Genomic DNA, 25,182 nt, shown 5'->3' on the forward strand with positions numbered 1-25,182 from the left:
TCCATGACTCCCGATGAGTTCGCCCCATCCGCCGCCGCGCTCCAGGAGGTCGAGCGCGCCTGCGCGGCGTCGGCGGTGGGCTGGGCGACCTTCCGCTCGCTCCCGCGGCTGCGTCGCGCCGAGCTGTTGCGCGCAATAGCGGCAGCGATCCGCGACGACGGCGACACGATCCTCCCCCTCGCTGCCGAGGAGACTCGGCTCCCGCCGCGCCGCCTCTCGGCCGAACTCGAGCGCACGGCAGCGCAAGCAGAATTGTTCGCGACAGTGGTGGCGGAGGGCTCCTACCTCGAGGCTGCGATCGATCACGGCAGAGACGGTCTGCCCGAACTGCGGCAGATGCAGGTTCCCCTGGGCCCGGTCGCGGTGTTCGCCGCCGGGAACTTCCCTCTGGCGTTCAGCGTCATGGGCGGCGACACCGCCTCCGCGCTGGCGGCCGGTTGCAGCGTGGTGGTCAAGACGCACCCCGACCACCCGCGGACGAGCCGCGCGGTGCTCGCGAGCGTGCATTGCGCACTCCGAAGTACCGGAATCCCGGCCTCGGTGGTCGAGGCGGTGTCCGACCCGTCGGCCGGCGCCGCACTCGTGGCGGATCCACGCATCGCGGCCGGCGGATTCACCGGTTCGCTCGCCGGTGGCCGTGAGCTCTTCGACATCGCGGCGCGCCGGCGGCATCCGATTCCGTTCTTCGCCGAGATGAGCAGCATCAACCCGGTCATCGTCACGCCCAAGGCTGCGAGGAACGACCCCGGGGGGATCGGCGGTCTGCTGGCCGATGCGATCCTGGGGAGGGCCGGGCAGCTGTGCACGAAGCCGGGCGTGCTGCTCGTGCCGGAAGATGCCCAGGAGCTCGTCGACGTCATGCGCCGGCGCCTCGAGATCGCCGATGCCCAACCGATGCTCTCACCGGGCATCGCCGGCCGATTCGCCGATCGGCTCGCCTCATGGCAGTCGGGGGGTGCGCGCTCGCTGACATCGGGGATGGTCGACGACCGCTGGGCTGCGACCCCGACCCTCGCCGAGACGACGTTGAGCGAGCTCGATGGTCCGGTGCTCGAGGAAGCCTTCGGTCCGGCCGCCCTGATCGCCCGCTATGACGACCTGAAATCGGTGGCAACGGTGCTCGAGCGCATGGGCGGACAGCTCACAACCACGTTCCACCTCCACCCCGACGAGATCGACGAAGCCCGGCCGCTGCTGGCGGTGGCCGCGCTGCTGAGCGGTCGCGTCCTCGTCGGCGGGGTGCCGACCGGCGTGCGCGTCGGGTGGGCGACGACCCATGGCGGGCCCTACCCGGCGACCACGGCACCATCGTCGACGTCGGTGGGCGCCTCGGCAATCGGGCGCTGGCTTCGGCCCGTGACGTGGCAGGACGTGCCGCAGGAGTTGCTTCCCGACGAGCTGCGAGACGTGCCGCGGCATCCGCTGCCTCGGCGGGTCGACGGGCAGCTCATCACGCGCTAGTCCGTCCGGGTCTCCGCCGCCGTCGACGACGCCCTGACGTGCAACTCGGGCAACACCTGCACCCGCTGCATCGGGCGCTTCGGTCCCTCGGCGAGCCGCGCGAGCAGGGTCTCGACCGCGAGCCGCCCGATGTGCTGCTTGGGTGGCCGCAGCGCCGTGATGGGCGGCTCGCCGTTCTCGGCGATCTCGTCGTCGTAGGCGACAATCGCGAGGTCTTCGGGGATCCGGATGCCGCGATCGAAGCAGCGGTGCTCGAGCAGGATCGCCTGCGGGTCCGAGTGGATCATGATCGCCGTCGTGCCCGTCGCGAGGCACCGGTCGAGCACGTCGTCGAGGCGCGCGTCGCGGTGCCCGTTCTCGATGTCGTCGAGCACGGTATCGACCGTGAGCAAGGCATCCAGCCCGAGTTCGGAGTGGGCGCGAGCCCACCCTCGGCGTAGGTGGCCCGATGTGGGGGAGTGTCGCGCGATGGCGATGCCGATGCGGCGGTGGCCCTGCTGGTGGAGGTGGTGCACGGCGAGGATCGCGCCGAACTCGTGGTCGGTGGTCACCCACTCGAGCTTGCGCAAGGCGAGCGCCGTCGGGGCGCGCCGCTCGGCGAGCACCACGGGGATCGGCAGCGAGTCGAGCCACGCGAGCAGCGAGTAGCCGTCCTGCCCGCTCGTCTCGGGCGCGGCGATGAGGCCGTGGATGCCGCCGGCCTCCACGAGCGCCGCGATCTGCCGGCGCTGGTCGGCCGGGTCATAGGTGGAGCCGCGCAGCACGAGCTGCGAGCGACTGAGTGCGGCGGTTGCGCGCGCGCCGTTCACAATCTGCGGCCAGTAATAGCTGAGCGAGGGCACGACCATGCCGAGCCGGAAGCGGGATGGCCCGGATGCGTCGGCTGCGCGCGCCACGCTCGTGTCGAGTGAACTGCGCAGGGTGGCGCCGCCGTGCACCCGAGTCACGAGGCCCCGGTCCGCGAGCTCGGCGATGTCACGCCGGATGGTGAGCTCGGTGACGCCCAGCAGCACGGCGAGGTCGCGCACGACCACCTTGCCGGCACGGCGGATCTCATCCATGATCCGTTCGCGGCGCTCAATCCCGAACGCCGGGGTCGCTCCGCCGTCGCGGCTCATCGCGCAGCCTCGGCGGTGAAGCGGATGCCGGAGGCATCCGGTGCCGGATGGAGCACGAGGCGCGCGACCTGCGAGCCCCAGGAGCGCGTCATGACCGGATCGTCGAGCTGCCGCACCTCGATCGTGTGGTGCGCTCCGTCGTGGTGCAGGACGAGATCGCGCGCGCCCTCGACGGGCCGGCGAAGCGTGAGGCGACCGTCGCCCTCGTCGGCGAGATCGCCCCACACGAGGTATGTGACCGTCGTGCCGGCCGCGTCGTCGAGCGACCAGGAGTCGTCGACCGTCACGCGGCGAGCGCTCCGGTCGAGGCTCACGCGTCGCAGCCAGGTCTCGTCGGTGCCGAGCCCGTACGCCCCACCGATCTCGACCTGCCAGGCGGCGACGTCGCCATCGTCTCCGCCGCTGAATGCGCGGGCTGCGAACTCGGCGCCGACTCCCTGCGTGCGACCGCGGGGCGAGGCCGTGCTGTGCCACTCGCTGCGCATCGACCAGATGTCGTAACGGTCGGGCCCGAAGGTTCGGGCGTCGTAGGTGGGCCGCCCGACATCGATCACGGCCGGCACGCCGTCGAGCGCGACGATCACGCTGCCGACGTCGTTGTGATTGTGGTTCTCCCCGTTGTGCCCGCCCTTCACGGCGACGGCGAGGCCGCGGTCGGAGCCGGAGGTCTCGCGAGCGAGCGCGAGCTGCACTGAGGGCAGCTCGATGCTCGCGGGCAGCGGCGGCGACGCCGGAGTCGCGGCGCGCCAGTCCTCGTCGAGCAGTGCGGTCAGCAACCTGCCCGTGCTCATGTTCGGGGAGACGACGGGTGTTCCCGGGCGTCGATGCGATGCGGCGTAGGAGGCGACATCCGTCAGTCCCAATCGCCGCGCCCAGCGGTGCAGCACGTGCCAGGGGCGTTCATCGTCGGCGCGGGCCTGGGCGTCGGCGACGTTCACGTACCACTCGGCCGACAGCTGCATCCGCTGGGGGAAGCGCAGCAGGGCGGCGAGGCCGGGCATTCCGCCCAGGTCGAGGGGGGCACCGCCGATGCGGTCGAGCACGTCGAGTGCCTCGAGGGCCCGTGCGGCGCCGTTCCACCAGTACTCGTAGCCCTCGTCGATGGCGCCGTCGGCCGGCATCGCGGCGAGGTAGCGATCGATGCCCGCGACCGCCCGATCGACCAGGAGTCGGGCCTCTGCCGGCTCGGCGAGCGTCGCTGCAGCGACGATGACGTTGCCGAGGATCCACGGATTCCAGTTGTGCAGCCGCCCGTCGAGGCCCAGCCAGTGCCAGTCGTCGCGATCGAGGAACGGCCGGAACACCCGGATCTCGGCCTCTTCCCGGAGTCGCGCGCACAAGCCGGGGAATCGCTCCTCGAGCTCGGGCCCGATCACCGCGACCGCCCAGCCGATCGTGGCGACCGATTCGCCCGCGCCGAGATCGAGGTACGGCGACGACCGCGACGGAGTGACGGTGCCGAACCGTGCGAAGGCATCGTCGTGGGCCGGCCAGCACCACGTCGATTGCTCGCAGAGCAACCAGAGCCCGTCGGCCGCTTCCGACAGCCACATCTCCTCGCCCGTCGCAGCGGCGAGGGCGACGGCTCGAGCGAGCCGCTCGATCCGCGCGAACACCGGATCCTCGTACACGACGCGCTCGCCGCGGATCGGGTAGGCCGCGTACTGGGAGAACAGCGGCTGCGGCCACGGGGTGCCGAGCTCGGCGAGGGCCGTGAGTGTGAGGGCGTGGATGAGCACCGGGTCGGCTGAAGCCCACGCCGACCGGCCGGATGCCAGCGGCGAGCGGAGTCGATCCACGTCGAGCGCCGCCCAGGCTCGAACGAGGGCTCCGGGCTCGGCGACCGTCGGCACCGTCTCGTCTCGGACTGTCACTGCCGCCTCCGTGATCATCTGCGATCAAGCGTGTTCGAATTGGTTCGTTTGCTTTGACTGGGATCGAAGGGGAGTATTCACTATCTCTCAGCCCGCCGCAACACGGACGCACCACTCGAAGAGGAGACCACCGGATGACTCACGGATCGCGACCTTCCGCGTTCGTCGCGATGTGGCCCGACTCGTTCTCCGCCCTCTTCGACGAGAGCCGGCTCGCCCGGCTGCGCTCGCTGTGCCACGTGGCCGACCCCGTGACATCCGGAGACCTCGACGACCCCGACCTGGCCGACCGGCTCGCATCCGTCGAGGTGCTCCTCACCTCGTGGGGCACGCCAGCGCTCACGGCGGAACGCCTCGACCGGATGCCGAAACTGAAGGCCGTCTTCCATTGCGCCGGCACCGTGCGGCCGATGGTCAGCGAGGCGTTCTGGGATCGCGGCATCCTCGTCACCTCGGCCGCCGAGGCGAACGCGATCCCTGTCGCCGAGTTCACCTTCGCGTCGATCGTGCTCGCCGGGAAGCGCGCACAGTACTTCGCCCGCGACCCCCGCGCGCACCGTCGCGAGTGGCGCTCGCTGCTCGACTCGCCGCGCATGTCGAACTTCCAGCGCAGCGTGGGCGTCGTCGGCTTCTCGCGCATCGGGCGTCGAGTGGTCGCACTCCTGCAGCAACTCGACGGAGCCGAGGTGCTCGTCGCCGATCCCTACGCGGATGCCGCGGCCATCGCCGCAGCCGGAGCCCGACTCGTCTCGCTCGACGAGCTGCTTCCGTCGGTCGACGTGCTCTCCCTCCACGCACCCGCGCTGCCCGAGACGATCAACATGATCGGCGAGCGCGAGCTCGGGATGCTGCGTGACGGCGCCACGGTCATCAACACCGCGCGCGGCACCCTCCTCGACACCGATGCCCTCGCGGTCGAGTGCGCGAGCGGCCGGCTCGACGCGATCCTCGACGTCACCGACCCAGAACCCCTTCCCCTCGACTCGCCGCTCTTCGACCTGCCGAACGTCTCGATCACGCCCCACATCGCGGGTTCCCTCGGCACCGAGACGTTCCGGCTCGCCGACGCCGCCCTCGACGAGCTCGAGCGCTTCCTCGACGGCCGTTCGCCGCTCTCCGCCGTCACGTTCGCCGACCTCGGAGTCAGCGCATGAGCGCCGCGACCCTGCAACTGCCCGCCCTCGACCGGGAGCTCTCACCGCACACCGGCTGGACCCGCGAGCACTGGGCCGCGCTCGCCGACCGCATTCTCTCGTCGGCGCGCCCATTCGCGTCGCCGGGGCACGCCCTCATCTCCTTCCCGGGCGCTCCGGGCGGCTACGGCAGCGCGGTCGACGGGCTCGAGGGCTTCGCGCGCACGTTCATGCTCGCCGCCTTCCGCATCGCCGGCTCGCCTGGCGATACCGGCTCGCTCGCCGAGTGGTTCAGCGAGGGACTCGACGCGGGCACCGATCCCTCGTCGCCCGAGCGGTGGCTGCGCCCCGACGAGGTCGGCCAGGCGAAGGTCGAGGCAGCGGCGCTCGCGATCGGCCTGCACCTCACCCGAGACCTCATCTGGCATCGGCTCGACGCCCGCGTGCAGGGCAACATCATCGACTACCTCTCCACCGTCATCGGCCAGTCGTACCCGCCGATCAACTGGGTGTGGTTCCGCATCGTCGTCGAGCAGTTCCTCGCGAGCGTCGGCGGCCCCTACCGCCGCGACGACATCGAAGAGGACCTCGCGATCGCCGACGGATTCTTCCGGGCCGACGGATGGTTCTCCGACGGCTCCGCTCGAGCGTTCGACCACTACACGGGCTGGGCGCTCCACCTCTACCCGGTGCTGTGGGCCGGCATGGTCGCCGGCGACCCGCAGCACGAGGAGCGCCTCGCGCGGTATCGCGCCCACCTCGACCGCTACCTCGACGACGCGGTCACCCTCGTCGGGGCCGACGGCTCACCCCTCATCCAGGGCCGCAGCCTCGTCTACCGGTTCGCCGCCGCCGCCCCGTTCTGGGCGGGCGCGCTCGCCGGGTCCGAGACGCTCGCACCGGGACTCGTGCGCCGCGCCGCCAGCGGCATCGTCCGGCACTTCGCCGACCGCGGGGCACCCGACGCCCGCGGCATCCTCACCCTCGGCTGGCACGGCGAATGGCGAGCTATGGCGCAGTCCTACTCAGGACCGGGGTCGCCGTACTGGGCGTCGAAGGGCATGCTCGGCCTCGCCCTGCCCGCCGACCACCCGGTGTGGACCGCGGTCGAGGAGCCGCTCCCCGTCGAGCTCGGCGACGTGCAGCGAGTGATCGCCGCACCGGGATGGCTCGTCAGCGGCACGCGTGCCGACGGCATCGTGCGCGTCGTCAACCACGGAACAGATCACGGCAACGAGGGCGAGGCCCAGATCGACCCGCCGCTGTACGCGCGGCTCGGCTACTCGACCGCGACGGCACCGCTGCTGCGCGGCATGGGCGTGGAGCATCCGCTCGACGGCTCGGTCGCCGCGATGCGCGACGGCGTTCCGAGCCATCGCTCCGGGTTCACGCGCGGGCCGCTCGAGTCGATGCTCGGCGACGACGGGGCGGAGTTCGGCTTCGGAGCATCCGTCGCCCGTGCCCACTGGATCGACGACGTGCCGGCCGGTCCCGATCACGGCGACGGGAGGGCCGCGAGCGCCGTGACCCGCGGCCCGCTCATCGAGACGTGTTCGCTCGTGCGCGGCGCCTGGGAGGTGCGGTTCGTGCGCGTCTCGACGACGGGCGACGAGGACGTTGCCGCCGCCGTCATCCGCGTCGGGGGGTGGACCCTGTCGGGCGATGCCGAGCCGATCGTCGAGGGAGCCCTCGTGAGCTGCAACGGCCTCACGAGCGCACTCGTGCCGCTCGCCGGCTTCGAGGAGTCGGGCGTGCGCGAAGACCTCGACGCGACGCCGCTCGGCGCCCATTCCGCGACGCCGTGGTGCAGCACGGCCGATCAGGTGACGGATGCCGCGTGGCGCATCGTCGCCGTCCTGCTCTCGGGCGACGCCAACCCGCCGTCGCCGGCTCCACAGGTCGATCTCCTCGGCGCCGGCCGGTGCCGCGTGGAGTGGCCCGACGGAGCCGTGATCTCGATCGACCTCCCGGAGGTGAACCGAGTCCGAGTGCCCCACCAACCCTGAATTTCGCGGCCGCCCGGTCGCGAACTAGCATGCCCCCGAATGAGGAGTACAACGCAATGAAGCGAACATTGGTCTCAGCGGCCGCGATCACCGCGGCCATCGGACTCGCACTCACCGGCTGCTCGGGCGCGCCCGCCCAGCAGGACGACGACGGTCCGGTCACCTTGAGCGTCTCGGTCTGGAACATGGAGCAGACGCCCGAGTTTCAGGCGCTCTTCGACGCCTTCGAGAAGGCGAACCCCGACATCACCATCGAGCCCGTCGACATCCTCGCCGACGACTACTCGGAGAAGGTCACCACGATGCTCGCCGGCGGTGACAAGACCGACGTGCTCACGATGAAGAACGTCACCGACTACGCGCGCTACGCGAACCGCGGGCAGCTCCTCGACGTGAGCGACGTCGTCGAGTCGCTCGGCGCCGACAACCTCGCCGGCATCGAGCCGTTCGACCTCGACGGCGAGTACTTCTCCGTCCCCTACCGCCAGGACTTCTGGCTGCTCTACTACAACAAGGGCCTCTTCGACGCGGCGGGCGTCGAGTACCCCGACCACATCTCGTGGGACGAGTACAAGAGCCTTGCCGAGCAGCTCACCGGCGAGACGGGCGGCCAGAAGGTCTTCGGCACCTACCACCACTACTGGCGATCGGTCGTGCAGGCGATCGCTGCAGCACAGACCGGTGGCGACCTGCTGAGCGGCGACTACGGGTTCATGGAGGACCAGTACTCGCTCGCGCTCGACCTGCAGACCGGCGGGAACGCGCTCGACTTCGGAACCGCGAAGACGCAGCAGATCAGCTACCGCACGATGTTCGAGACCGGCCAGGCCGCGATGATGCCGATGGGCACGTGGTACATCTCGGGAATCGCCGCGGCGATCGAGAGCGGCGCGTCCACGGTCGACTGGGGCGTCGCACCGATGCCGCAGATCGATGCCGGCGACGAGACCGTGACCTTCGGTTCGCCGACCGCCTTCGCCGTGAACAAGAACTCGGAGCACCAGGACGCGGCCAAGAAGTTCCTCGAGTTCGCGGCCGGCGAAGAGGGTGCCAAGGCGATCGCCGCGATCGGCGTCGTGCCGGCCTTCTCGTCCGACGACGTGACCGCGGCCTTCACGGCACTGCCCACCGACGACCTGTCGGTCACCACGTTCAGTGAGCCGAAGGACGTCGTGCTCGAGATGCCCGTGAGCGAGTACTCGTCGGACATCAGCACCATCCTCGATGAGGAGCACGAGCTCATCATGGTCGGCGACACCTCGATCCCGGACGGCATCGCCACGATGGACGAGCGCGTCACGGGCGACGTCCTCGAGTGATCCCTGCGGGACCCCGCCTCACCGGCGGGGTCCCCGCACCAGCTCGCACACGAACCACACCCCGGAGGAACCGCCATGGCGATCGCCGCAACGCGCGCACCGGTGCGCCAGCAGTCCAGAGCCCGAGCGCGGCGCAACGCGCTCGTGGGCTGGAGCTTCATCCTGCCCAACTTCATCGGGTTCGCGGTGCTGACCCTCATTCCCATGGGCGCCGCCTTCGTCATCGCCTTCATGGAGTGGGACTCGTACTCGCCGCCCGAGTGGGTCGGCGTCGAGAACTTCGAGCGGTTGCTGGGCGACCAGTCCTTCTGGATCGCGCTCGGCAACACGGCGTACTACGCCGCCGGCCACATCCCCCTCACGATGCTCGCCGCACTCGGCCTCGCGCTCCTGCTGAACAAGCGGATCCGCGGACTCGGCTTCTTCCGCACGACGATGTTCTTCCCGTACATCACGTCGCTCGTGGCCGTCGCGGTCGTCTGGAACATGCTGTTCAACCCGACGATGGGCCCGATCAACCAGTTCCTCGAGTGGATCGGCGTGCAGGATCCGCCGGGGTGGACGACCACGTCGGCCTGGTCGATGCCCGCCGTCATCATCACCAGCGTCTGGCGCGACATGGGCTACTACATGGTGCTCTATCTTGCGGGCCTCCAGGCCATTCCGCAGGAGTACTACGAGGCCGCCGAGGTCGACGGCGCGAATGCGTGGCAGCGGTTCTGGAACATCACGATCCCGTCGCTGCGGCCGACGACGTTCTTCGTGCTCATCATGGTCACGATCGCGAGCTTCAAGGTGTTCGACCTCATCGTCGTGATGACCGACGGCGGCCCGGGCCGCTCGACCCTCGTGCTCTCGCAACTGATCTACCGGGAGGGCATCAGGGAGAATCGCTTCGGCTACTCGTCGGCGATCTCACTCGTGCTCTTCCTCATCGTGCTCGTCTTCACCGTCGTGCAGTTCCGCATCCAGAAGAGGAAGGAGGACTGATGTCCGTCATCAGTACCCTCCCCGAGGTCGACCGGCTCGCCGACGAGCTGACACCCCCGGCCGCCGGCCGGCCCGTGACCGCGAAGCGCCGCGGGCCGAGACTGAACCCCGCGAAGCGCGTCATCCTCTACGTGCTGCTCGCGGCACTCACGCTGCTCATCTTCGTGCCGTTCTTCTGGATGGTCTCGTCGTCGCTCAAGCACAACAACCAGGTCTTCTCGATTCCGATCCAGTGGGTCCCGACCGAGTTCGTCTGGTCGAACTACGTCGACATCTGGACGCGCATCCCGCTGCTGACCTACCTGAAGAACTCGCTGTTCCTCTCGGTCACGATCACGTTCCTGCAGGTGCTCACCGGCAGCTTCGCCGCCTACGGCTTCTCGAAGATGCGCTTCAAGGGCCGCGACGTGCTGTTCGTCATCTACATCGCGACGATCGCGGTGCCGTGGCAGGCGTACATGATTCCGCAGTACATCATGATGCAGAATGCCGGCCTCGTGAACACGCACCTCTCGATCATCCTGCTGCAGGCGTTCGGCGCGTTCGGCGTGTTCCTCATGCGGCAGTACTACATGTCGATCCCCGACGAGCTGAGTGAGGCCGCCCGCATCGACGGCCTCAACGAGTACCGGATCTGGTGGCGGATCATCCTGCCGCTCACGAAGCCGGCGCTCGCGAGCCTCGCGCTGCTGACGTTCGTGAGCACGTGGAACGACTACATGGGTCCGTTCATCTACTTCACGAGCAATGACCTCTGGACCGTGCAGATCGGATTGCGGTCGTTCGTCGGCCAGTTCGACGCGGAGTACGCCATGATCATGACCGGATCGGTGATCTCGGTCATCCCGATCGTGATCGTGTTCCTGCTCGGGCAGCGCTTCTTCATCCAGGGCATCGCGACGAGCGGATTGAAGGGCTGACCGTGGGCACCGACGCCAACCAGCGCGCGAGCATCGACCGGCGGCCGAAGTCGGGCATCGCCCGAGTGCTCTCGCCAAGCCGCGAAACGTTCGAGAACGTGTTCGAGACGGTCTACCAGGCGCTCGCCGTCGCGTTCTCGGTGGCCCTCGCCGGCGTTCCGCTCGTCGCTGCACTCACCGTCGTCGCCCAGCCGCTCGCGGCGTGGCCGTTCCTGCTGCTGTGCGCCGTGCCGCTCGGGCCGGCGGTCACCGCGGCGTTCAGTTGCTTCGAACGCGCCAGGCGCACGGGTGACCTGCGGCCGATGCGCGACTTCTGGATCGCCTACGCCGGCACCGCCGGGCGTGCGCTCGGCGTCTGGGTCGCGACGCTCGTGCTGGGCGCGATCCTCGTGCTCGACGTCATGTTCCTCTGGGGCACGGAGTTCGCCGCGCTCGTCGGTCCGCTCCTCGGCGTGGTCGGCGCATTGCTCGTCGTCACGGCGCTCGGCTCGTTCGCCGGCATCGCGCGGCATCCCGAGTCGCGTGTGCGCGACATCCTGAAGGCCGCGCTCTTCCTCGCCATCAGGCGCTGGCCGGTCTCGCTCGTGACCCTCGCCATCCTCGGTGCGTGGGCGGCGATAATCCTGGCCCAGCCGGTGGTCGGAGTGCTCGGACTCGGCGGCTTCGCGCTCTACCTGCTCTGGAGTAATTCGGCGGCCGGCTACGCGTCGATCACTCGCGAGTCCGAGGGCACTCCGACCACCCGGTAGATCAGGCCTGCTGCGGCACGACGTCGAAGGCGACGCGGCCGTCGGGGGAGACGCTCGCGTCGAGCGTCTTGTCGGCGAGGGCCTCGGCCGCATTCCCGCCGAGGTAGACGCGGGCGCCGGCCTGTTCCACGATGGCGTCGGTCTCCTCGGGGGTGGGCACGATCTCGACGGCGAACTCCGTGCCGGCCGGATCCTCCGCGTTGATGCGGAGCCCGGTGCCGTCGGGGCCGCCGCTGCGGTCGACGATCTCCTTGACGACCATGGTGGCGGTGTCGGTCAGTGTGAGCATGCGTTTCTCCTCTGCGATCACGAAGTGTCCACCCTTCAGGATCGCCACCGACTCGGCAACCCCTTGAGATCGAGGCGCGGATGCCCCAGACTGGGCGCCCTTGGCGACCGCTTCGCGACGTTCGCGAACCGCTTCCGCGAATCTCACTGACTATGGTCCTACAGTGGATAGCGGTGTCCGTCACGCCCGTCGTCGACGAGTGGACGGCGCCGAAGGGGAGGATGGATCGTGGCAGACGGTTCGGGTTCGAAGCCCGTGACGCTGACCGATGTGGCGCGCCTCGCTCGGGTGTCCGTTCCCACGGCATCACGCGTGCTCAACGGCGGCGTGCGCGGGAAGGCGAGCGGCAGCCCCGAGCTGCGCCGGCGCGTCGAGGATGCCGCCCGCGCGCTGGGATACTCGGTGAGCACCGCGGCGCAGGCGATCAAAGACGGGCGCGCCCGAACGATCGCCCTCATCGTCAGCGACATCGACGACTTCGGCTCGGCCACCGTGATCGCGGGCGTCATGCACGCCGCCGAGGAGCGAGGGCTCTCCGTCGCGGTGCGCACGACGCGAGACGACGCTCGGCGCGAGCTCGACCTGCTCACCAAGCTGCGAGGTGAGCGCCACCGCGCGATCGTGCTCGCCACGAGCCGAACGACCGACGCCGAGCGGGAGGCCGTGCTCGACGAGCATCTGCGCCTGCTCCAGGCGCAGGGCGCGAGCGTCGTGCTCATCGGCGACAGCGACCTGCCCTATCCCGCCGTGACCGTCGACAACCGCGGAGCAGCGGCGCGACTCGCAGTCGGACTCGTCGACGCCGGGCACCGGTCGTTCGCGGTGATCTCCGGGCCGACCGACCAGGTGACCTCGCGCGATCGGGTCGAGGGATTCCTCGAGGGGCTCGCGGAGCGTGGCATCACGGTTCCCGACGATGACGTGATCCACGCGCCGTTCTCCCGCGATGGCGGATATGAGGCCGTGCAGCGACTCGGGGATCGCGTGGGCGGATTCGACGTGATCGCCGCCATGAGCGATGCGATGGCGGTGGGCGCGATCGCGTCGCTGCGCGACCGCGGCATCGAGGTGCCGAACGGCATCGAGGTGACCGGCTTCGACCACGTGCCGATGCTCGGCGACGTCCTGCCGCGGTTCAGCACGGTCGAGATCCCGCTCGAGGCCTTCGGCGAGGCCGCGCTCTCGCTCGCGCTCGACGAGGGAGAGGGCGATGAACGCCCGACGCGCATCGCCCTCCCGGCCGAGACGATCGTCAAGGGCTCCGTCTACACCGGCTGACGCGATCTGCGTCGGCTGACGCCATCGACCAGCGGTGGTCGTGAGTCGTTGTATGGTGGGATAACGATATCCGCAAGGTCTCCGACGTTTGACCTCGTGACGAAGGAGTCAGCCCATCACGAACGAACTCATCGACGCCCCCCAGAGGGCGTCGTCGCTGTCCTCCGTCGCGCGGCTGGGTTGGGAAGATGACCACGCGGTGTCGCTCATCGGCATCGACGACTCGACCTTCCTCGGCCGCCGCGGAGTCCCGCTCGTCGAGATCTTCAGCGCCGATGAGCAGCGAGCCCGCACGAGCCAGGCCTACGTGCGCTCGGCGATCGGGGCGCGTCTTCGCTACCTCGAGCACTCCGAGCAGGAGACCGACTCCGAGACATCCGTGTGCGTGACCCAACGCGACCCCGAGACCGGGCTCGTCGTGCGTTCCTGGATCACGCGCCCTCGAACGGCGCGCGTGATCAGGGTGCGCACGACGATCGAGAACACGTCGAGCGCGCCGATCGTGCTCACCGCGGCCTCGACCGCGACCTTCGGCTTCGGCGCGTCGGAAGACGACCTCGACGAGGTGCTGCTCGCGGTCGCCGAGAGCGAATGGCTCGCCGAGAATCGCTGGCAGGAGCACTCGCTGCGGGTGTGGCTGCCTCGACTGAACCTCGCACTGCACGGGCAGGACGGTCGCGGTCACCATGGGATGACCAGTCACGGGGCATGGTCGACCGGCGAGCACCTCGCCGCCGGGATCGTGACGAGCGTCATGACCGGCGAAGCCCTCGGATGGCAGTTCGAGACGAGTGGAGGGTGGCACTGCGACCTCTCGCAGGCGCGAGACGGCGGAACGATCAGCCTCCTCGGCCCGACCGACCACCACCACCAGTTCGCGCACGAACTGCAGCCTGGGGAGACCTTCGAGACCGTCCCGGTCGCGATCGCGACCTCGGGCCAGGGACGCGACGGCGTCGTCGCCGAGTTCACGCGATACCGGCGCTGGCTCAGCGCCGGGGCGGTGGATCGCGAGCAGTTGCCCGTGATCTACAACGACTTCATGAACACCCTCATGGGACAGCCGACGACCGAGGCCCTGTTGCCGCTCATCGACGCGGCCGCCGAGGCGGGCGCGGAGGTCTTCTGCATCGACGCGGGCTGGTTCGCCGACCCCGCGATCGGGGACTGGTGGTCGACGGTCGGCGAATGGCGCGAGGCATCCGCTCGCTTCACCGGAGGACTGGCCGAGGTCATCGACCACATCCACCGCCGCGGCATGAAGAGCGGGCTGTGGCTCGAGCCCGAGGTCGTCGGTGTCGAGAGCGCGGCCGCTGAGCTTTTGCCCGACGACGCGTTCTTCACGCGCTTCGGGCGCCGGGTGCGTGAGCACGACCGCTACCACCTCGACTTTCGCCACCCTGCAGCACGCGCCCATCTCGACGAGACCGTCGACCATCTCGTGTCCGCGTTCGGGATCTCGTACCTCAAGCTCGACTACAACATCAACCCGGGCATGGGCACCGATTGGCGGGCGACCGCGCCGGGCGACGGGCTGCTCGGACACACGCGCGCATTCCGGACCTGGCTCGTCGACGTGCAGGAGCGGCATCCGCACCTCCTGATCGAGAACTGCAGTTCGGGGGCCATGCGCGCCGACTACTCGCTGCTCTCGGTCACGCACCTGCAGTCGACGAGCGACCAGCAGGACTTCCGGCTCTACCCGCCGATCGCGGCATCCGCGCCTGCGACGATCCTGCCGGAGCAGTGCGGCAACTGGGCGTACCCGCACGTCGAGATGACCGACGAGGAGACGGCGTTCACGCTCGTCACCGGGCTTGCCGGCCGGCTCTACCTGTCGGGATTCCTCGACACGCTGCGCGGCTCGCAGTTCGACCTCGTGCGCGACGCGATTCGCGTGTACAAGGAGTTGCGCGACGCGCTCGGAGACCTCGAGCCGTTCTGGCCGCTGGGCCTGCCCGGGTGGGACGACGCCGCGATCTGCTTCGGTCTTCGCGGCCCCGACGCGAGCTACCTCATCGTGTGGGACCGCAGCGACGCCGCCGCCGCGATCACCGTGCCGGGAGTCGCGGGCCCGGTTCGCGAGGTCTTCCCGCGCAGCCTCGCCGAGTGGAGCACCGCCCCCGAGGGCGACGGCCTCCGATTCGAGACGGTGCCCGGATTGACCGCTCGCGTGTTCGAAATCGGCTGAGGAGCATGATGTCAGACGTGCCCGTCGCCAGGAACCCGATCCTCCGCGGGTTCAATCCCGACCCCTCGATCGTGCGGGTCGGCGACGAGTACTTCGTCGCCACGAGCACCTTCGAGTGGTTCCCGGGCGTTCGCCTCCATCGGTCCCGCGACCTCGCGAACTGGGAGGTCGTCGGGCACGCTCTCGACGAGTCGAACGGCTTCGATCTCCGCGGGGTCCCCGACTCGGGCGGCGTGTGGGCCCCGAGCCTCACCGACGTCGACGGCGAGTTCTGGCTCGCGTACTCCGTCATCCGCACGATGGACGGCGACAACAAAGATCTCGACAACTACCTCGTGACGGCTCCGGATGTCTCGGGGCCGTGGAGCGAGCCGATCCATCTCGGTTCCCGGGGCTTCGATTTCTCGTTCTTCCACGACACCGACGGCACGCACTGGATCGTCGGGGTGGCGTGGGACCAGCGCCCCGAGCACCCGAGCTTCAGCGGCATCGTGCTCGAGCAGTACTTCCACGACCGGCAGCGCGTGTCTGGCGAGGCGGTGCAGATCTACAGCCAGCCGTCGCTCGTCGAGGGGCCGAACCTCTATCACTTCGACGACGGCTACCACCTGCTGCTCGCCGAGGGCGGCACGGGCTGGAACCACGGCATCACGGTCGCGCGTTCGCACTCGCTCACGGGTCCGTACGTGCGCGATGCGGCGACCGCAGTGCTGACGAGTCGCGACGACCCCGGCACGCCACTGCAGAAGGCCGGCCATGGTGAGCTCGTGGCCCTTCCCGGCGGCGAATGGGCGCTCGTCCACCTCGCGAGCCGGCCCGCGCTCCGGCTCGGCGAGCGCTACTCCACGCTCGGCCGCGAGACGTGCATCCAGCGAGTCGTCTTCGATGACGAGGGGTGGCTCCGGCTCGAGGGCGGCGGGCACCACGGCCGCGTCGAGGTCCCGTTCCCCGAACTCGAGCCGGCGCCCGTGGCGAAACCGCCGCCGCGCGACGACTTCGACGGCGATGCGCTCGACCTCCGCCGATGGTCGACCCTGCGCTGGGCCGCGGATCCCGCCGTCTTCGATCTCGCCGGCAGGCCCGGATGGTTGCGGCTTCGCGGCGGGCACTCGGCGGGGAGCGTCTTCGAGCAGTCGATGATCGCGCAGCGCGTCGAGGAGCTCGATGCGACCATCGAGACCCTCGTCGATGCCGAGCCGACGTCCGTGCGCCAGGCGGCGGGCCTCCTCGCGTGGTACGACCGCTCGGCGTGGATCTGGCTCCAGCTCACGTGGGATGCCGAGAACGGACGGCACCTTCGGGTCGTCACCCGCGATCGGAGGACGACGAGATCCGAGCCCTACGCCGCGAGCCCCGGTCCGGTCGGCCTCCGGATATCGATCGTCGGCAGCGACCTCCGCTGCTCGGCGACCGGCGCCGATGGCGCGTGGCGTGACCTTCCCGGCGAGTATCCCGCGTACGCACTCTCCGACGACCACGGCGGCGGGCTGCGCTTCACCGGGATGTTCGCGGGCGTGCGCGCTGACGACCTCGATCGACAGGGCTGGTTCGCCGACTTCGACTACGTCGACGCCGACTTCCGAGGTGCGTGAATGGCGCTCGGCTGCCCCCTCCGCCTATCCTCGACCGGGGGTGGTACGACGGATTCGAGCTGAGAAGAGGTGAGCGTGCCGGAGATCGGCGAGGAATCGAGCACCGGATCCATGCGCCCGCGAGGCCGCCATGCCGCGCCATCAGCCAGTCCGACCACCGCCGTGCACCCGCTCCGTGCTCGCGCCGCCGCGCTGATCGGCGCCGTGATCAAGTGGAGTTCCCCGCGAGCTTCCGCGATCGCCGCGTGGGTCATGCGGCATCCTCGGAGCTCCTTCGCCGGCGTCGTCGGGGTCACCGTGGTCGCGGCCCTCGGCGGCACCTTGGCCCTGCTGCAGTCGACGAGCCCCGTGCCGCCCGACGACAGCGCCTCTTCCCTCGTCTCCCTCGTCGATCAGCCGCGGCCGACATCGACCCAGGCTCCCACTCCCGCCCCCTTCGGACCGATCCTCCCCGCGCCGAAGCCGCCGTCGTCGTCACCGACTCCGACGCCCACTCCCGAGTCCGGCGAGGAGCTCCCGGTGGCGGGCGACGGCACCGCGGTGGAGCCGACGCCATCGCCCACCGATGAAGTGCATCCCTCCGACAAGGCGCCCGGCGCGAGCAAAAAGCCCGACAAGGGGAAGGACTGACGCCACACCCGTGGGAGTCCGCCGCGCGACGGACTACCGTGGGAGGATGTCATCCCTCGATTCCACGGCGCAGAGCGAGGCGGCCGACGAGGCCCCCGTCACGCCGACATTCTCAGACCTCGGACTCTCGGAACCGGTGCTGAAGGCCCTGAAAGACATCGGCTACGAGACGCCGTCGGCCATTCAGGCCGCGACCATCCCCGCGTTGCTCGCGGGTCGCGATGTCGTCGGGCTCGCCCAGACCGGCACGGGCAAGACCGCGGCGTTCGCGCTGCCCATCCTCTCTCGCCTCGACGTCTCGCAGAAGACCCCGCAGGCGCTCGTGCTCGCGCCCACGCGTGAGCTGGCGCTCCAGGTCTGCGAGGCGTTCGAGAAGTACGCGGCGCACGTGCGCGGCGTTCACGTGCTGCCGGTGTACGGCGGGCAGGGCTACGGGGTGCAGCTCTCGGCGCTCCGCCGTGGCGTGCACGTCATCGTCGGCACGCCGGGCCGCATCATGGACCACCTCGACAAGGGCACGCTCGACCTCACCGAGCTCAAGTACCTCGTGCTCGACGAGGCCGACGAGATGCTCAAGATGGGCTTCGCCGAAGACGTCGAGACGATCCTCGCCGACACTCCCGACGACAAGCAGGTCGCGCTCTTCTCGGCGACCATGCCCGCGCCGATCCGCCGGATCTCGAAGCAGTACCTGCACGACCCCGAAGAGATCACGGTCAAGAACAAGACGACCACGTCGGTCAACACGACGCAGCGCTACCTGATCGTGTCGTTCCAGCAGAAGATCGACGCCCTCACGCGCATCCTCGAGGTCGAGAACTTCGAGGGCATGATCGTCTTCGTGCGCACGAAGAACGTCACTGAAGAGCTCGCCGAGAAGCTCCGCGCCCGTGGATACTCCGCGGCCGCGATCAACGGCGACGTCGCACAGGTGCAGCGCGAGCGCACGGTCAACCAGTTGAAGGCCGGCAAGCTCGACATCCTGGTGGCCACGGATGTCGCGGCGCGCGGCCTCGACGTCGAGCGCATCAGCCACGTGGTCAACTTCGACATCCCCACCGACACGGAGTCCTACGTGCACCGCATCGGACGCACGGGCCGTGCCGGGCGCAGCGGCGACGCGATCAGCTTCGTCACCCCGCGCGAGCGCTACCTGCTCGGCCAGATCGAGAAGGCCACCCGCCAGCCCCTCACGCAGATGCAGCTGCCGAGCGTCGACGATGTCAACGTCACGCGCCTGGCTCGCTTCGACGACCAGATCACTGCGGCCCTCGGCCAGGGCGAGCGCATCGAGCGGTTCCGCGACATCATCGGGCACTACGTCAAGGAGCACGACGTGCCCGAGGTCGACGTGGCCGCAGCGCTCGCCGTCGTCTCCCAGGGCGAGACGCCCCTGCTGCTCTCGCCCGAGGCCGACCGCCAGGCGCGCCAGGAGCGTGATCGCACCGAGCGTGCCGACCGCGCTGACCGCCCGGCACGCGGCGACCGGCCCGAGCGAGGCGACCGCGGCGACCGGCGCGGAGCGAGCGACCGGCCCGAGCGCCCCGAGCGACGCGCACGCCCGGGCGACACGCCGATGTCCACCTACCGCATCGCGGTCGGCAAGCGCCACAAGGTCGAGCCCCGCCAGATCGTGGGCGCGCTTGCGAACGAGGGTGGGCTCAGCCGCGGCGATTTCGGCGCGATCCAGATCCGGCCCGACTTCTCGCTCGTCGAGCTGCCGGCCGATCTCGGCCCCGAGGTCTTCGAGAAGCTCGAGAGCACGCGCATCTCGGGCAGGCTTATCGAGCTGCGGCCCGACCGCGGCGGGCCCGCCAGGCGTTCAGACGACGAGAAGTCCTATCGGAAGCCCCGGCACTAGGGCAGGGCCGGGCGATCGATGGCCCGGCGACCGTCGAGTCGGCGGCCGCGTCGCCCGGGCGACCCGCCGCGTCAGCCCGTGACGCGGCCCAGGAACTCGATCGTGGCGGTGAGCGCCTCCTGCGCCTCCCCGGAGTCAAGATGGAACTGGTACTCGTGCGGCAGTGCGGGCTCGTGGCTCGCGGGCCAGAACAGCGCCGTGACGTCCACCCCCTGCTGCTCGAGGGCGCTGCGCATCGGTACCGACTGGAGCCAGGTGAGCGCGTCACCGTTGCCGCCCGAGATGAAGGTCGTCGGGAAGTCCTCGGTCACGAAGTCCACCGTCGACATCAGTGCGCCTGACGGGCTCTGCGACCAGTCCTGCGTGCCCGTGTAGCCCCAGAGTGCGATCTTGAACCCCCACGCGCCGATGCCGGTGAGCTCCGACATCGCGTCGAGGTCGTAGACGCCGCAATTCAGGATGGTGCCCACCAGCTGGTCGGCATCGAGCGCGGGGTCGATGCCGACGAGGTCGGCGTAGTCGGGATTCGTCGACATCGCCGCGACCTGGCTCGCGAGCTGGGCGCCTGCGGAGTCGCCGGCGATCACGATGCGATCGGCGTCGATGCGATAGTCGGCCGCGTTCGCGTCGAGGAAGGCGAGGGCGTCGTTCAGCTGGTGCACGGCCGTGGGATAGGTCGCCTCGGGGCCGACCGTGTAGTTGAGACCGACGGTCGTGTATCCCTCGGCTGCGAGGATGCGCAGGTAGGGGTCGACATTCGTCGAGTTGCCCGAGATCCAGGCGCCGCCGTGGATCCAGATGACGGTCGGCAGGGGCTCGTCGCCGTCGGCCGGGGAGTACACGTCGAACGTGATGCCCGCGTCGTCGGCGTCGTCTCCGAACGGCACGGCGAGCTGCTCGGTGAGTGCCGTGTCGGGCACGTGCTTCTGCATCTCGGCGGCGGTCGCACGCCCGCCCTGCTCGAAGACGGCGCGGATCAGGAGCGCCGACGGCCACGACGTGAGCGTGAGGATCCACGTGACGATGAAGCTGATGACGGCGATGCTCGCGATCGTGCCGACGAAGCGGCGCTGTCCCCGCTTGAGCCAGATCTCGTTGCCCCACGAGGGCAGCCCCGTGCGTGTTCTCCGTGACGACAACAGCGTCTCCCCTCGACGTCGTACCGCAACGACGTTCCCCCACGTCGCTCCGCAACGACATCCTGTCCGAGATTCGGTCGCCCCGCGCCTCTGACGCACCGGTCGCGGCAAGACGCGTGCAGGCGACACAGGCATTCGGCTTCGTCACACCCCGCGTTCACGTCGCGTTCAGGTCGAGATGTTCGGCTAGTGTGCAAGCCAGATGCCCAGTGCTGCGCATCGACAACCGAATCGATGGGACGAATCGTGACCACCCGTACGGCCGAGTACCCCCGGCCGGACCACTTCCTCCTCCACATCAGCGACACCCACCTGCTCGCCGGAGGTGGCCTCCTCTACGATCGCGTCACGAGCGAGCAGCACCTGCAATCGCTCTTCGACGAGTTCGAGGCATCCGGTGGCCGGCCCGAGGCGATCGTCTTCACGGGCGATCTCGCCGACAAGGGCGAGCCCGACGCCTACGACCGCATTCGCCGCATCGTCGACCCCGTCGCCGACCGGCTCGGCGCACAGGTCATCTGGGTGATGGGCAACCACGACGAGCGCAGCGCGTTCCGCCGGGGCCTGCTCGCCGAACGCGGCGGCTCACGCCCCGTCGACCGCGTCGACGACGTCAACGGCTTGCGGGTCATCACCCTCGACTCCACCGTGCCGGGCCATCATCACGGCGAGGTCACGCCGACGCAGCTCGACTGGCTTGCCGAAGAGCTCAGCATCTCGGCGCCCCACGGCACGATCCTCGCGATGCACCACCCGCCCGTGCCGAGCGTGCTCGACCTCGCGGCGAGTGTGGAGCTGCGCGACCAGGCGGGGCTCGCCGAGGTCGTCGAGGGCAGCGACATCCGCTCGATCATCGCCGGTCACCTGCATTACTCCTCGACGGCAACCTTCGCGGGCGTGCCGGTCTCGGTCGCATCGGCGAGCTGCTACACGCAAGACCTCAACGTGCCCGCCGGCGGCACGCGCGGACGCGACGGTGCCCGGGCGTTCAACCTCGTGCACGTCTACCCCACGACGGTGCTGCACTCGGTCGTGCCACTCGGCTCGTTCCCGACGCTCGACTGGGTCGACGCCGACGAGAGCTCGCGCCGAATCCAGGCTTCGGGCGTCAGGATCGCGGATGCCACGACGCCGGCGCACACGCCCGAGCCGCCGTTCACCATGCCGATCCCGGTGTTCGCCGGCTGAGCTGCGCGACGGCTTCCATTGCAGGTCGGGTGGCGGTCGCTGCGCCTTCCGCTTGACGGCGTGCATTCCGGGGCGTAGACCGGATTCGTACGACGCCTGAGTGTCGGACCACTGGACGTGCGACGGTGCTGACGAGCAGGGTGTCGGGTCGGCAACCCCGCAAAGGAGCGCACCATGTCCACCATCGAACTCGGAGGGCTTCGCGAGAATGTGCGGGGACGCGTCATCGACCGCGAAGACCCCGACTACGACGACGCCCGATCGGTCTTCAACGGGATGATCGACCGGCGGCCGCTCGCCGTCGTGAAGGTGTCCCAGGTGACCGATGTCATCGCCACCGTCGGCTTCGCAAGGGACAACGGCCTCGACCTCGCCATCCGCGGCGGGGGTCACAGCGCTCCCGGTTTCGGCACCGTCGATGACGGGATCGTCATCGACTTCGCCGATCGGATCGGCGTGCATGTCGACCCCGAGGATCGAACGGCTCGTTCCGAGCCGGGGGCGACGTGGGCCGACTTCAACCATGCCACGCATGCATTCGGCCTCGCGACGACCGGCGGAATCATCGGCTCGACCGGCATCGCAGGTCTCACCCTCGGCGGCGGAATCGGATATCTGGCCCGGAAGTACGGCCTGTCTTGCGACAACCTCATCTCGGCGGATGTCGTGACTGCAGACGGGGGGTTCCTCACGGCCGATGAGAACCGGAATGCGGACCTGTTCTGGGCGCTGCGCGGTGGCGGCGGGAACTTCGGGGTCGTGACGTCGTTCCGCTACCGACTTCATCCCGTCGACATCATCTATGGCGGGGTGATCATCTACTCCGCAGAAGACGGTGAAACGGTCGGAGAGTTTTACCGGGACTTCATCGCGGCAGCGCCGGAGGAGTTCGGCGCCTTCTATGGCTTCCACCAGGGCCCGCCCGTGCCATTCCTGCCGGAACAGTGGCACGGGACGCCCGTCTGCGTGATCGTGGGGGCATGGACGGGACCCCTCGACGAGGGCGAGAAGGCGTGGCGGCCGCTCCTCGATGCTGCACCCGTGCTCGGCTCGTTCCTCGGGCCACTGCCCTATCCGGCTCTCAACACGCTCTTCGATCCGCTCCAGCCGAAGGGGATGCAGGCGTACTGGAAGGCGGACTTCCTCCGCACGCTGAGCGACGACGCACTCCGCGTCGCCGCCGACTTCGGCAGCCGGATTCCGAGCATGGAGTGCGCGAATCACTTCTACCCGATCGACGGCGCCGTCCAGCGGGTGGCGCCTGACGCGACCGCGTTCTCCTACCGGAATGTCGGCTTCGCGCCCGCCATCGCCGGCCAGTGGCACGATCCGGCCGACGATGCGGACAACATCCGGTGGGTGCGTGACTACTGGGAGGCTCTGCATCCGTACGCGGAGGCCGGCGGATACATCAACTTCATGGATGCCGACGATCAGTCGCGCATCGCCGACAACTACCGCACGAACTACGCGCGCCTGGCCGACGTGAAGGCAACGTACGACCCGGGAAACCTCTTCCACGTCAACCAGAACATCGTACCGGCGGCATCGGTCGCCGGCTGATCCGTGCCGGGCGCCGCCCTTCGGCTCAGGCGGTGAGGTCGGATGACGCCACGTCGACGATCGCGTGCGTGCGAGCCGCGGCATCCGTCGCCTGCTTCTCCCACGGCGCAGCGAACGGGAAGTACCCCTCGAGGAAGTCGATGACGGCGCTCGTTCGCTCTTCGACGTCGAGCTCGGGGAAGCTCCCGTCGTTCAGGCAGAACATGTCTTGGTTGCGGCGCTTCAGGAGCTGCTTCATCGCGGGCAGCGCCTGGCGCAGCGTCGTCTCGATGTACTTCACGCGCGCATCGGTCTGCACGACGGCATGCCCGGCGAGCAGCGCGTAGTAGTGGTAGAGCGAGTTCGTCACCGAGATGTCGGTGGCCGAGCGGAAGCGGCTCGCGGCCGTGCGCCGGAACTCTTCAGGGAACGCCTGCTCGAGCTCGGCCATGACGCTCTTGCGCAGCGGAGCCGCGCAGTGCTCGAGGTGGCGCGTGGTGACCTTGCCGAATTTGTCGCGCAAGAGGGCCCGGTTGACGCGCGCGGCGTTCTCGAAGCCGCTGCGCCCGGGGTGGGTGCCGCCGAGTCCGATGCGGGTCGACGCCTCGACGAACTTCGTGATGCCACCCGGCGAGAAGAACAGCGACGGGCTCACGGGCCGGCCGAAGAACATGTCGTCGTTCGAGTAGAGGAAGTGCTCGGCGAGGCCCTCGATGTGGTGCAGCTGGCTCTCGACGGCGTGCGAGTTGTGCGTCGGCAGCACGGAGGTGTCGGCGAACATCTCTTCACTGCGAACGAGCGTGACCTTCGGATGCTTCGCGAGCCAGCTCGGTGCGGGCGAGTCGGTGGCGATGAAGATGCGTCGCACCCAGGGTGCGAACAGGTGCACCGAGCGGAGCGCGTACTTCAGCTCGTCGATCTGGCGGTAGCGCGCCTCGGAGTCATCGCCCTCTCCGACGACGTAGCTCTGCATGCGCTTCGCGCGCTCGCGCACGAACTCGTCGCTCGAGCCGTCGACCCAGGAGAAGACCATGTCGATCTCGAAGTCGACGTCGCTCGCAAGCGGCGCGAACATGTGCTCGAGGGTCGGCCACTCGCGGCCGTGCAGCTGCACGACGTCGTCGGTGGCCTCGGACCGGGGGAGCGTTCGGCGCATGAGCGCGTTCTCGACGGGCGCCTCGATGGTCTCGTCGCCGAAGCGCCAGAACTCGAGCTGCACCGCGGTCTCCTTGCCGTAGCGCAAGCGCCCGGCGGGTTCGACGCGGGGCCGGTGCACGCGCAACACGGTGGGCTTGCGGTGCGAGGAGAGGCGTCCGTCGGCGAGCAGCACGGGGTGCGAGTCGGCCGCCCGTTGGGGCTCGATGGTCGCCGCGTAGAACGGCTCGTTCACGAACGCCTCGGCGAACGCGCTGGCCACCGCCTTGCGCTCGGCGCGATCGACGGCGATCACGAGGCGATCGTCGTTGCCGCGCACGAGGAGGAACGGGATGCCGGCCGCGTCGAGGGCGTCGCCGACGGCGCGCAGGTCTTCGACCATCGACTCGTGCGGCGTCATGTGGCCGTTGCGCAGCGCGTACTGGCCCTTGCGGATGACGAGGTCGTCGCGATCGAACCGTGACAGGCGCGGGGCGGATGCCACGAGCACGAGTTCCGACGCATCGCTCAGCCGCATCGGCGGGGCGGGAGAGGGTTCCCTCCTCGCGAACGCATGCCCATCGTGCGGCTGCCGGTCAGGTGTTCGATCGCGGGGTCTCGTCACGGAGCGGTTGCCTCCAGGGGTGGTGGTGTGGGCGCGAGATGCGCAGTGCTCTGATTGTACGGCCGCGAGGCGCCTTCACCACGCGGGATCGACAGGGTATCTGATCGGGCGCCGAATTGTGCGAGTTCTTGACAGCATCCTGT

19 protein-coding genes are annotated in these 25,182 nt (G+C 69.4%); 14 read left to right on the top strand and 5 right to left on the bottom strand.

The annotated features are described in order from the left end of the window. Nucleotides 1-3: 3 nt before the first annotated feature. Nucleotides 4-1,461, top strand: coding sequence for an aldehyde dehydrogenase family protein (locus QFZ29_RS00740; protein WP_306892331.1), 1,458 nt, complete (start codon nucleotides 4-6; stop codon nucleotides 1,459-1,461). Here the strand turns inward: QFZ29_RS00740 and QFZ29_RS00745 are convergent. Together QFZ29_RS00745 and QFZ29_RS00750 are read right to left on the bottom strand one after the other, a co-directional pair. Beyond that, nucleotides 1,458-2,579 carry a substrate-binding domain-containing protein gene (locus QFZ29_RS00745; protein WP_306892332.1) on the bottom strand — a complete coding sequence of 374 codons (1,122 nt, stop codon included), beginning with the start codon at nucleotides 2,577-2,579 and terminating at the stop codon, nucleotides 1,458-1,460. The genes QFZ29_RS00740 and QFZ29_RS00745 overlap by 4 nt on opposite strands. After that, nucleotides 2,576-4,453: a heparinase II/III family protein gene (locus QFZ29_RS00750; protein ID WP_306892333.1), complete on the bottom strand. Its 1,878-nt coding sequence runs from the start codon at nucleotides 4,451-4,453 to the stop codon at nucleotides 2,576-2,578. Before QFZ29_RS00750 ends, QFZ29_RS00745 begins: the two co-directional genes overlap by 4 nt. 134 nt (nucleotides 4,454-4,587) lie before the next feature. Here QFZ29_RS00750 and QFZ29_RS00755 point away from each other — a divergent pair, with 134 nt between their 5' ends. From QFZ29_RS00755 to QFZ29_RS00780, 6 genes are all read left to right on the top strand, one after another. Then, entirely contained in the window at nucleotides 4,588-5,607 is a 1,020-nt protein-coding gene (locus QFZ29_RS00755; RefSeq protein WP_306892334.1) for a hydroxyacid dehydrogenase, read from the top strand. Beyond that, nucleotides 5,604-7,592, top strand: a complete 1,989-nt coding sequence (locus QFZ29_RS00760) for a DUF2264 domain-containing protein (RefSeq protein ID WP_306892335.1) — start codon at nucleotides 5,604-5,606, stop codon at nucleotides 7,590-7,592. The genes QFZ29_RS00755 and QFZ29_RS00760 overlap by 4 nt, the downstream gene beginning before the upstream one ends. 56 nt (nucleotides 7,593-7,648) lie before the next feature. Continuing rightward, a complete protein-coding gene (locus tag QFZ29_RS00765; RefSeq protein ID WP_306892336.1) occupies nucleotides 7,649-8,911 on the top strand; it encodes an ABC transporter substrate-binding protein in 1,263 nt (420 codons plus the stop codon). A gap of 75 nt (nucleotides 8,912-8,986) precedes the next feature. Further along, on the top strand, nucleotides 8,987-9,901 hold the full coding sequence (locus QFZ29_RS00770; protein WP_306892337.1) for a carbohydrate ABC transporter permease: 915 nt from the start codon (nucleotides 8,987-8,989) through the stop codon (nucleotides 9,899-9,901). After that, the gene (locus QFZ29_RS00775) at nucleotides 9,901-10,821 is read left to right on the top strand and encodes a carbohydrate ABC transporter permease (protein WP_306892338.1); all 921 of its coding nucleotides are present in this window, start codon (nucleotides 9,901-9,903) and stop codon (nucleotides 10,819-10,821) included. The genes QFZ29_RS00770 and QFZ29_RS00775 overlap by 1 nt, the downstream gene beginning before the upstream one ends. 2 nt (nucleotides 10,822-10,823) lie before the next feature. After that, the gene (locus tag QFZ29_RS00780) at nucleotides 10,824-11,570 is read left to right on the top strand and encodes a DUF624 domain-containing protein (RefSeq protein WP_306892339.1); all 747 of its coding nucleotides are present in this window, start codon (nucleotides 10,824-10,826) and stop codon (nucleotides 11,568-11,570) included. Between the two features lies 1 nt (nucleotide 11,571). Here the strand turns inward: QFZ29_RS00780 and QFZ29_RS00785 are convergent, their stop codons facing one another. Continuing rightward, entirely contained in the window at nucleotides 11,572-11,859 is a 288-nt protein-coding gene (locus QFZ29_RS00785) for an iron-sulfur cluster assembly accessory protein (protein WP_306892340.1), read from the bottom strand. Between the two features lie 228 nt (nucleotides 11,860-12,087). Here QFZ29_RS00785 and QFZ29_RS00790 point away from each other — a divergent pair, with 228 nt between their 5' ends. The 5 genes from QFZ29_RS00790 to QFZ29_RS00810 all read left to right on the top strand — a co-directional run bounded on the left by QFZ29_RS00790 (nucleotide 12,088) and on the right by QFZ29_RS00810 (nucleotide 19,411). Continuing rightward, on the top strand, nucleotides 12,088-13,137 hold the full coding sequence (locus QFZ29_RS00790) for a LacI family DNA-binding transcriptional regulator (RefSeq protein WP_306892341.1): 1,050 nt from the start codon (nucleotides 12,088-12,090) through the stop codon (nucleotides 13,135-13,137). 199 nt (nucleotides 13,138-13,336) lie between these two features. After that, nucleotides 13,337-15,328 (top strand): glycoside hydrolase family 36 protein, encoded by a 1,992-nt coding sequence (locus QFZ29_RS00795; protein ID WP_306892342.1) that lies wholly within the window; start codon nucleotides 13,337-13,339, stop codon nucleotides 15,326-15,328. An 8-nt stretch (nucleotides 15,329-15,336) separates the two neighbouring features. Next, the gene (locus QFZ29_RS00800) at nucleotides 15,337-16,920 is read left to right on the top strand and encodes a family 43 glycosylhydrolase (RefSeq protein ID WP_306892343.1); all 1,584 of its coding nucleotides are present in this window, start codon (nucleotides 15,337-15,339) and stop codon (nucleotides 16,918-16,920) included. A gap of 75 nt (nucleotides 16,921-16,995) precedes the next feature. After that, nucleotides 16,996-17,550, top strand: a complete 555-nt coding sequence (locus QFZ29_RS00805; protein WP_306892344.1) for a hypothetical protein — start codon at nucleotides 16,996-16,998, stop codon at nucleotides 17,548-17,550. Between the two features lie 46 nt (nucleotides 17,551-17,596). Continuing rightward, nucleotides 17,597-19,411, top strand: a complete 1,815-nt coding sequence (locus QFZ29_RS00810) for a DEAD/DEAH box helicase (RefSeq protein WP_306892345.1) — start codon at nucleotides 17,597-17,599, stop codon at nucleotides 19,409-19,411. 71 nt (nucleotides 19,412-19,482) lie between these two features. Here the strand turns inward: QFZ29_RS00810 and QFZ29_RS00815 are convergent, their stop codons facing one another. Then, on the bottom strand, nucleotides 19,483-20,550 hold the full coding sequence (locus tag QFZ29_RS00815; protein ID WP_306892346.1) for an alpha/beta hydrolase: 1,068 nt from the start codon (nucleotides 20,548-20,550) through the stop codon (nucleotides 19,483-19,485). A 246-nt stretch (nucleotides 20,551-20,796) separates the two neighbouring features. Here QFZ29_RS00815 and QFZ29_RS00820 point away from each other — a divergent pair, with 246 nt between their 5' ends. Together QFZ29_RS00820 and QFZ29_RS00825 are read left to right on the top strand one after the other, a co-directional pair. Continuing rightward, nucleotides 20,797-21,738, top strand: a complete 942-nt coding sequence (locus QFZ29_RS00820; protein ID WP_306892347.1) for a phosphodiesterase — start codon at nucleotides 20,797-20,799, stop codon at nucleotides 21,736-21,738. A 174-nt stretch (nucleotides 21,739-21,912) separates the two neighbouring features. Then, on the top strand, nucleotides 21,913-23,301 hold the full coding sequence (locus tag QFZ29_RS00825; RefSeq protein WP_306892348.1) for an FAD-binding oxidoreductase: 1,389 nt from the start codon (nucleotides 21,913-21,915) through the stop codon (nucleotides 23,299-23,301). 25 nt (nucleotides 23,302-23,326) lie between these two features. On the opposite strand, the gene QFZ29_RS00830 is transcribed toward QFZ29_RS00825, so the two are convergent. Continuing rightward, complete coding sequence (locus QFZ29_RS00830; protein ID WP_306892349.1) at nucleotides 23,327-24,952, bottom strand: stealth family protein; 1,626 nt, start codon at nucleotides 24,950-24,952, stop codon at nucleotides 23,327-23,329. Nucleotides 24,953-25,182: the final 230 nt, after the last annotated feature.

The sequence above is a fragment of the Agromyces albus genome (genome assembly GCF_030815405.1).
Lineage (GTDB): Bacteria > Actinomycetota > Actinomycetes > Actinomycetales > Microbacteriaceae > Agromyces > Agromyces albus_A.